General features: G+C 68.9%; 8 protein-coding genes. 7 read left to right on the top strand and 1 reads right to left on the bottom strand.

The genetic code is table 11. The features are described 5' to 3' along the window. From A8G15_RS11845 to A8G15_RS31440, 4 genes are all read left to right on the top strand, one after another. On the top strand, positions 1–1,699 hold a 1,699-nt coding region (locus tag A8G15_RS11845), incomplete at its 5' end, for an Hsp70 family protein (protein WP_245687810.1). 45 nt (positions 1,700–1,744) lie between these two features. Beyond that, positions 1,745–2,251: a hypothetical protein gene (locus tag A8G15_RS11840; RefSeq protein ID WP_156665351.1), complete on the top strand. Its 507-nt coding sequence runs from the start codon at positions 1,745–1,747 to the stop codon at positions 2,249–2,251. A 53-nt stretch (positions 2,252–2,304) separates the two neighbouring features. Continuing rightward, positions 2,305–2,919: an NUDIX hydrolase gene (locus A8G15_RS11835; protein ID WP_068159294.1), complete on the top strand. Its 615-nt coding sequence runs from the start codon at positions 2,305–2,307 to the stop codon at positions 2,917–2,919. Between the two features lie 136 nt (positions 2,920–3,055). Further along, positions 3,056–3,427, top strand: a complete 372-nt coding sequence (locus A8G15_RS31440) for a hypothetical protein (protein ID WP_211270151.1) — start codon at positions 3,056–3,058, stop codon at positions 3,425–3,427. A gap of 28 nt (positions 3,428–3,455) precedes the next feature. Here A8G15_RS31440 and A8G15_RS11825 read toward each other — a convergent pair whose 3' ends face one another. Beyond that, on the bottom strand, positions 3,456–3,797 hold the full coding sequence (locus tag A8G15_RS11825; protein WP_156665350.1) for a hypothetical protein: 342 nt from the start codon (positions 3,795–3,797) through the stop codon (positions 3,456–3,458). Between the two features lie 172 nt (positions 3,798–3,969). Here A8G15_RS11825 and A8G15_RS11820 point away from each other — a divergent pair, with 172 nt between their 5' ends. The 3 genes from A8G15_RS11820 (at position 3,970) to A8G15_RS11810 (ending at position 6,691) form a co-directional block, all read left to right on the top strand. Beyond that, positions 3,970–4,944, top strand: coding sequence for a GlxA family transcriptional regulator (locus A8G15_RS11820; RefSeq protein WP_068159277.1), 975 nt, complete (start codon positions 3,970–3,972; stop codon positions 4,942–4,944). Between the two features lie 122 nt (positions 4,945–5,066). Beyond that, positions 5,067–5,897: a dienelactone hydrolase family protein gene (locus tag A8G15_RS11815; RefSeq protein ID WP_068159276.1), complete on the top strand. Its 831-nt coding sequence runs from the start codon at positions 5,067–5,069 to the stop codon at positions 5,895–5,897. 8 nt (positions 5,898–5,905) lie between these two features. After that, the gene (locus A8G15_RS11810; RefSeq protein ID WP_068159275.1) at positions 5,906–6,691 is read left to right on the top strand and encodes an IclR family transcriptional regulator; all 786 of its coding nucleotides are present in this window, start codon (positions 5,906–5,908) and stop codon (positions 6,689–6,691) included. Positions 6,692–6,705 lie beyond the last annotated feature (14 nt).

Here is a 6,705-nt window from a genome sequence, read left to right as displayed (position 1 = left end):
AACGATGAGCTGGGTCCTGGCGGTCGACTTCGGCACCTCCAACACCTCCGCCGCACACCGCACCGGACCCGACCGCATCGAATCCCTCCCCCTGACCCACACCAGCAACCTGATGCCCTCCGCGGTCTACCTCGACCCCCACGGCACCATCACCACCGGCGACGTCGCCGTCAACCACGCCACCCTCGACCCCGCCGGCTACATCGCCGCCCCCAAAGCCCACGTCACCACCGGCACCGTCCACACCCGCGGCCACGACATCCCCACCGCCACCACCATCGCCGCGGTCCTGCGCACCGTCCACACCCGCGCCCTGACCGCCCACAACAACCAACCCCCCACCGACATCGTCCTCACCCACCCCGAAGCCTGGTCCCCACGCGAACTGGCGGTCCTGCGCCACGCCGCCACCCTCGCCGGCCTCGGCGGACACGTCTGCCTCATCTCCGAACCCCGCGCCGCCGCCTTCCACTACTCCCGCCACCACGACGCCAAGATCGTCGCCGGCTCCACCATCGCCGTGTTCGACTTCGGCGGCGGCACCCTCGACGTCGCCGTCCTGACCGCCACGGACGAATGGACCTTCGAAGTGCTGCGCGCCGCCGGCGACAACGCCCTCGGCGGCAAGAACCTCGACGCCACCGACGCCCCCTCGGCGACGATCCGGGTCACCGGCAACGGCACCGAGATCACCGTCACCCTCACCCGCGAGGAGTTCGAGCAGATGATCGAACCGCAGATCGGCCGCGCCGTGCAGCTGGCCGCGACGGTGCTGCGCGAGGCCGGCGTGGACCGCGGGGGCCTGCAGGCGCTGTACCTGACCGGCGGGTCCTCGCGTATCCCGTACGTGCATCGGCGGCTGGCCGAGCTCGGCCCGATCGCCACGCTGGACGACCCGAAAACCGTGGTGGCCAGGGGCGCGGCGGGGTTCGTCGCCGGTGGGCGGGGCACCGATCCCGCGGCGCAGCGGGCCACCGAGGTACTCGAGCGCGAACCCCGGCACCCACGGCAGGCACCGGCATCCGTATTCCACGGCCCGGCGTTCGCCCGGCCACCCGCTCCCGCTGCCGCGCAACAGAAATCCCGTACGCCGCTGATGATCGTGGGCGCGGCCGTCGCTGCGGTACTCGTCGCGGCAGCTGCGATCTTCTTCGTCACCCGCCCGGACACGGATCCCGCGTCCGCGGCCGCGGCGCAACCCGGCGCCGCCGTCGTGATCGACGCCACCGAGCCGGCGGACAGCTCCGCCCCGGCCGCCACCGCGGACTCGACGTTCATCAGCGAATCCACCGACGACGTGACGTCACTGCTTCCGACGAAGCTGATCACCTCGTCGACGGCATGCGAGAAATCCGGCTTCTCGTCCGGCAGTTCGGCCCTGCAGGTGCGTTGCCTCGTCAACGTGAATTCGAACCTCGGCAAGGCCGTCGGCATGGAAGCGAACGAATACCTCGGTGTCACGGCATGGCGCGACGACGAGTACGCGCGGTCTCATCTGATCCAGTTGCGGGACAACAAGACCGGCGCGTACACCACGATCACGTCCCCGGACGGGAGCCGCATCGTCGGCTACGACCCGAGCGGCCCCTACGTGATGTTCGATGTGGTCGACAGGTCGCGGGGCCTGATCGTGCAGTTCTCCACCGAAACGGCCGAGCAGGGCCTGGCCCTCCTGAAGGAACTCGGCTACGTCGCCTGACGTGCGGCTGCGCCGACAGGACGGCCGGGAAGCGAGAACGACACCGTGACTCCGTGGAGCCCGTGGGACGACAGCATCACCTGGCGTATCCCGTTGTTCGACACGGTCTCCGGGATCGACGCGGACTCCGGCACCGGCCGTCCGTCCTTCGACCCGCCCGAGGCGTGGGCACGCGCCCTCGCCGCAGTCGCGCTCGACCTGAGGTGTCTGCGCCACGGACGGTCCGTGAACCTCGATCGATTGGTCTGGGACCTGTCGATCAACGGCGACTACCACGTGTCGGTCGGCTGGCAGCGCATCCGCGGACTCGGTGGCTTCGGCATCGGTGGCGGCCTCACCGTGGATGTCTCGTACGGTGAAGCGGCGGCCTGGGTCGCCGAGGTGGTGCAGGACGATCTGGCCGGCTACGAATTCGTGCAGTGGCCGAGTCGCGGGCGCCACCTGTTGCGCCCTCGTCTGCACGGCGCCGATCCGGTCTGGGTCGATCCGCACGGCGACGTCGTGCTCTGCCCCATCGGGCACCTGTGCGAGAACGCCGGCTCCTGGCGGTAGGCCGGATCACCGGCCACACCGTCCCCGTCGGAGCCGGGTGCGATCATCGGCGGATGAAACCCGCCGTTCGTTCCGTCCACGAGATCGTCTCCGCCGTCGAACCGTGGGACGACCTCGAGCGAAGTCACCGGTCGGCAGCGCTGGAGTGGATCGCAGGTACGGACGACGTCTTCCGCAGACGTTCACCCGCGACCCCACCGCAGCATCTCGTGTCCTATGTCGTCGTGGTCGACCCGAGCGAGGCGAGTGTGTTCCTCGTCGACCACATCAAGGCGGGCCTGTGGCTTCCTGCCGGCGGGCACGTCGAGCCCGGCGAGCACCCGAGGGACACCGCGATCCGCGAAGTGCGGGAGGAACTCGGAATCGAGGCCGACTTCGGTGTCGCCGGTACCGCCCCTCTCTTCCTCACGGTGACGAACACGGTCGGCAGCGGCGCCGCGCACGTCGACGTCAGCCTCTGGTACGCCGTCGCCGCCGGCAGCGGCACCGAGTTCGCCCTGGATCCACGGGAGTTCCGTGGCGGCCGATGGTGGACGGCCGACGAGATGGCGGGCAGCGATCCGACTCGCTTCGATCCCCATTTCCTCCGATTCATCGCGAAACTCCGTTCCGTGACGGAAAATTCGGGCGCGCAGGCCACGCCGAGGGTGGTGGGTACCGGCGGGTGACGCGGATCTGCGATTACGGTCCTCCGGCGACACGCGTGTCACAGGCCGGTACCCGGACGTGTCCCCGAGAACGTTTCCGAACAGATCGGGGGATCTCCCGGATGTGCGCGGGCGCGGAAATTGGTGGAATCCCAGCATGACATTCGTGACCGCCGCCGCTGCCGAATCCGTTCCGGATCGGATTCTCGGCGTCGTCGCACTCGCCGCCATGATCGCCCTGCTCGTTCTGCTGATCGTCGCCGCCGTCGATCACACGCGGCGGCCGCGGATACTGAAGGCTCTGGGCTACGGTCTGGCCGGAGTCGCCGGTGCGTTCGCGATCGCGCGCGGAGTCGCCGAATTCTTCGTCGTCGACTTCGGCGACCCGGCCAGCTATCGCGACGACTGGGGAGGACCGACCCTGCTCGGCGTGCTCCTCGTGCACAGCGGGCCGGGAGTGGTCGCGGTGATCACCGCCGGTTACCTGATCCGCAGGAATCGCACCGCACACTCTGCGGTGACGGGCTGAGCAATTCCGGCCACCGCAGCAGTTTCGGTCAGAAATACACGTAGACCGGGCGGATCGGGTTGGGGATCGATCGAAGCTCGTGCGCGACATCGTTCGTGTCGTACTGAACGCACTCGTGGATCTGGACGTAGTGCCCGTCACCGCGGCACTCGATCTTCCGCGCGGCGCCGTACGGACTCAGGATGATCGGCTTGTGGGTGTTCGCGCCGATCAGTGCGCCCGGGTCGAGGGGCGCGACGAAGTAGTCGGTTCGGTCCCGAACCGCGTTGAAGCCGTACGGGTCGTCGGCGGGTTCTGCCGAGGCGGCTGTCGCCGTCGCCAGCAGGGCTCCCATGACGAGTGCGGCCGTCGCGAGGATACGAGTGAGCACGGGCGTCCTCCTCCATTCGGTGTCCACATGGTATTCGGAACGGTGTAGCCGGACCGGTCGTTTCCGTTCTCGAACGAGGCCGGTATCGCACTGCGAACCGTTCTGTAACGTCTCCTGCGATCCGGCCGGGGCGTCCCGCCGCCCGGAGCCGCCTCGCTCGGAAGTGGGTACTGTGCGCATCGGAATCGTGGCCTACGAGGGCTGTTTCGCCACCGAAGTGTTCGCCGTCTCCGATTTTCTCCGCATCGCCAACCATGTCGCCCGCGACAACGGTACCGCCGCCGGTGCATTGTTCCGGACCTCGGTGGTCGCGGCGTCGCCGGAGCCGGTGACCGTCGCGGGCGGATTCACGATCGAGGCGCGTCCATGGCGTCACGGCTTCGATCTGCTCGTCGTACCCGGGTTCGAGCTCACGCCCGCCACCGACCTGGACGTCCGGCTCGCCGACCGCAGCCGTGAGATCGACTTCCTGCGCACCGCCGGACGTCGCGGCACCCGCATCGCCTCGGTGTGTGTCGGCGCCTTCCTGCTCGGTGAGGCCGGCCTCCTGGATGAACGACGATGCACCACCTCCTGGCTGTTCGCATCGACACTGGCCCGGCGATATCCGCAGTCGACGGTGTGCGCGGAGTCCCTGATCGTCACCGACGATCGGATCACCACCACCGCCGCGTTCACCGCGTCGCTCGACCTCGCGACCACCATCGTCCGGGACCACCTCGGCGCCGACGTCGCGCGGACCGCCGCGCGCATCACCCTGGTGTCGGAGAACCGGACCAGCCAGGCGCCGTACGTGGTCGAGTCCATGGTGGAGACGACGGCCGGGCCGTTCGCGATCGCGGTCCAGCGCTGGCTGGTCGATCACCTGACCGAGCCCTACAGCCTCGCGCGCCTGGCAGACGCGTTCCACGTCAGCACCAGGACGGTGTTGCGCCGCTACGCCGACGAAGCCGGCTCTTCACCGCTGCACTTCCTTCGAGAGGCCCGGGTCGGCGCCGCCAAACGGCTCTTGACCGACACCGATGTGCCGATCGGCGAGATCCCTCGACGCGTCGGATACCAGGACCCGGGCACGTTGCGCCGGCTCTTCCTGGAGCGGGTCGGCATGGGGCTCGGCGACTACCGCCGCGAGTTCCGCACCCGCTGACACCGGACGACGCGGTGGCCGGATCCGCACGAAAGGTGGCGATCGCGCCCCTCCTTCCCCGGCGCGTTCGCCGACGAGGATCGAGCCTGTTCATCCGAACCACACGACGAACAGGACCAGCCATGACAACTCGTGAGACGACCGGGGACGATCCGCTCGAGGACTTCGAGCGCCGGCACCTCACCTTCGATTCGGTCATGAAACGCGTGCTCGTCTCCGGCTCGGGCCCGGCCGTCGTCGTGATGCCGGAGATGCCGGGCATCAGTCCTCATGTCGCCCGTTTCGCGCGGTGGATTCGCGACGCCGGCTTCACCGTGTTCCTGCCGTCGCTGTTCGGTCGCGACGGCGCGGTCCCCACCGTCGAGGACGGCACCGCGGTGATGCAGCGCGCGTGTGTCAGCGCCGAGTTCCGGGCGTTCGGCGCGAACCGGACCAGCCCCGTCACCCGATGGCTGCGCGCCCTGGCCGCCGCCGCACACACGGAGTGCGGCGGCCCCGGCACCGGGGCGGTGGGCATGTGCTTCACCGGCAACTTCGCCCTGACCATGACGCTCGAGCCGTCGGTCCTCGCGCCGGTGCTGTGCCAGCCGTCCCTTCCGCTCGACGACCCCGCCGGGTTGGAGATCGCACCGGAGGATCTCGCCGCGGTGCGTGAACGAATCGACCGCGACGACCTGACCGTGCTCGCATACCGTTTCTCCGGTGACAAGTGGTGCCGTGCAGAGCGTTTCGCAGCCTACGAATCCGCGCTCGGGAACCGTTTCGTGGGCACGGTACTCCCGGACAGCGCGGCCGATCCCACACCTCCACCGTTCTTCGCGGACGTGGTGGCGAGTCCGCACAGTGTGGTGACGGCGCACCTGATCGATGCCGCGGGCGAGCCGACTCTCGCCGCTCGCGACGAGATCCTGGGGTTCCTTGCTGCGCGGCTGACCCCGGGGCAGAGCCGATAATCGGGAGTATGGCCAATTCGTCGTCCGGTGATTCGATCCTCGATCGCGTCGTGCGCATCCTCGAAGCGTTCGACGACGAGAAACCGGCACTGACCGTACGGGCGCTCTCGCGGCGTTCGGGGATCCCTCAGGCGACGATGTACCGGCTCGTCGGCGAGATGGTGCAGCACGGGATCCTGTCGCGGGAGCAGGACGGCACCGTGCGGCTGGGGCTGCGTCTGTGGGAACTGGTCGCGCGCAGCTCGCCCGCGAAGGATCTGCGTGAGGCCGCGTTGCCGTTCCTGCAGGACGTGCAGTCGGTGGTGCACCAGCACACGCAGCTCTCCGTGCTGCGGGACGGCGAGGTGCTCGTCCTCGAGCGGCTCTCGTCGTCCGGTTCGGTGATCAACCAGGCCTCGGTCGCGGGCCGGATGTCCGCGCACGACACGTCGATGGGCATGGTGATGCTCGCGTTCTCCCCCGCCGAGGTACAGGAGGAGTACCGACGCCTGCACCCCGAGGTGGAGCATCGGTTCTCCACTACCGCAAGTGATTTCCGTCGTGCGCTTGCGGAGATCCGACGATTGGGATACGCCAGTTACGACGGTGTCCTCGACGACGGCACCACGGGCATCTCGGTTCCGGTCGTGGACCGGGCCGGGCACGCCGTGGCGGCGCTCGGGGTGGTGGTGCCCACCGGCGTCGCCCAGCGGCAGGCGATCATCGCAGTGCTCATGGCAGCCGCACGGGGCATCGCCCGGGAGGCCGGGGAACAGCCACCGGGACGGAACATTCCGGGTTTTCTCGTTCAATGAGAAGAGATGTTCGC

This window comes from Rhodococcus phenolicus, assembly GCF_001646785.1.
GTDB lineage: Bacteria > Actinomycetota > Actinomycetes > Mycobacteriales > Mycobacteriaceae > Rhodococcus > Rhodococcus phenolicus.
This window is presented reverse-complemented; position numbering and strand designations above follow the sequence as displayed.

Coding starts and splice junctions, on each gene's coding strand:
- A8G15_RS11835 (WP_068159294.1), top strand. CDS start 2,305: ATGAAACCCGCCGTTCGTTCCGTCCACGAGATCGTCTCCGCCGTCGAA.
- A8G15_RS31440 (WP_211270151.1), top strand. CDS start 3,056: ATGACATTCGTGACCGCCGCCGCTGCCGAATCCGTTCCGGATCGGATT.
- A8G15_RS11815 (WP_068159276.1), top strand. CDS start 5,067: ATGACAACTCGTGAGACGACCGGGGACGATCCGCTCGAGGACTTCGAG.
- A8G15_RS11810 (WP_068159275.1), top strand. CDS start 5,906: ATGGCCAATTCGTCGTCCGGTGATTCGATCCTCGATCGCGTCGTGCGC.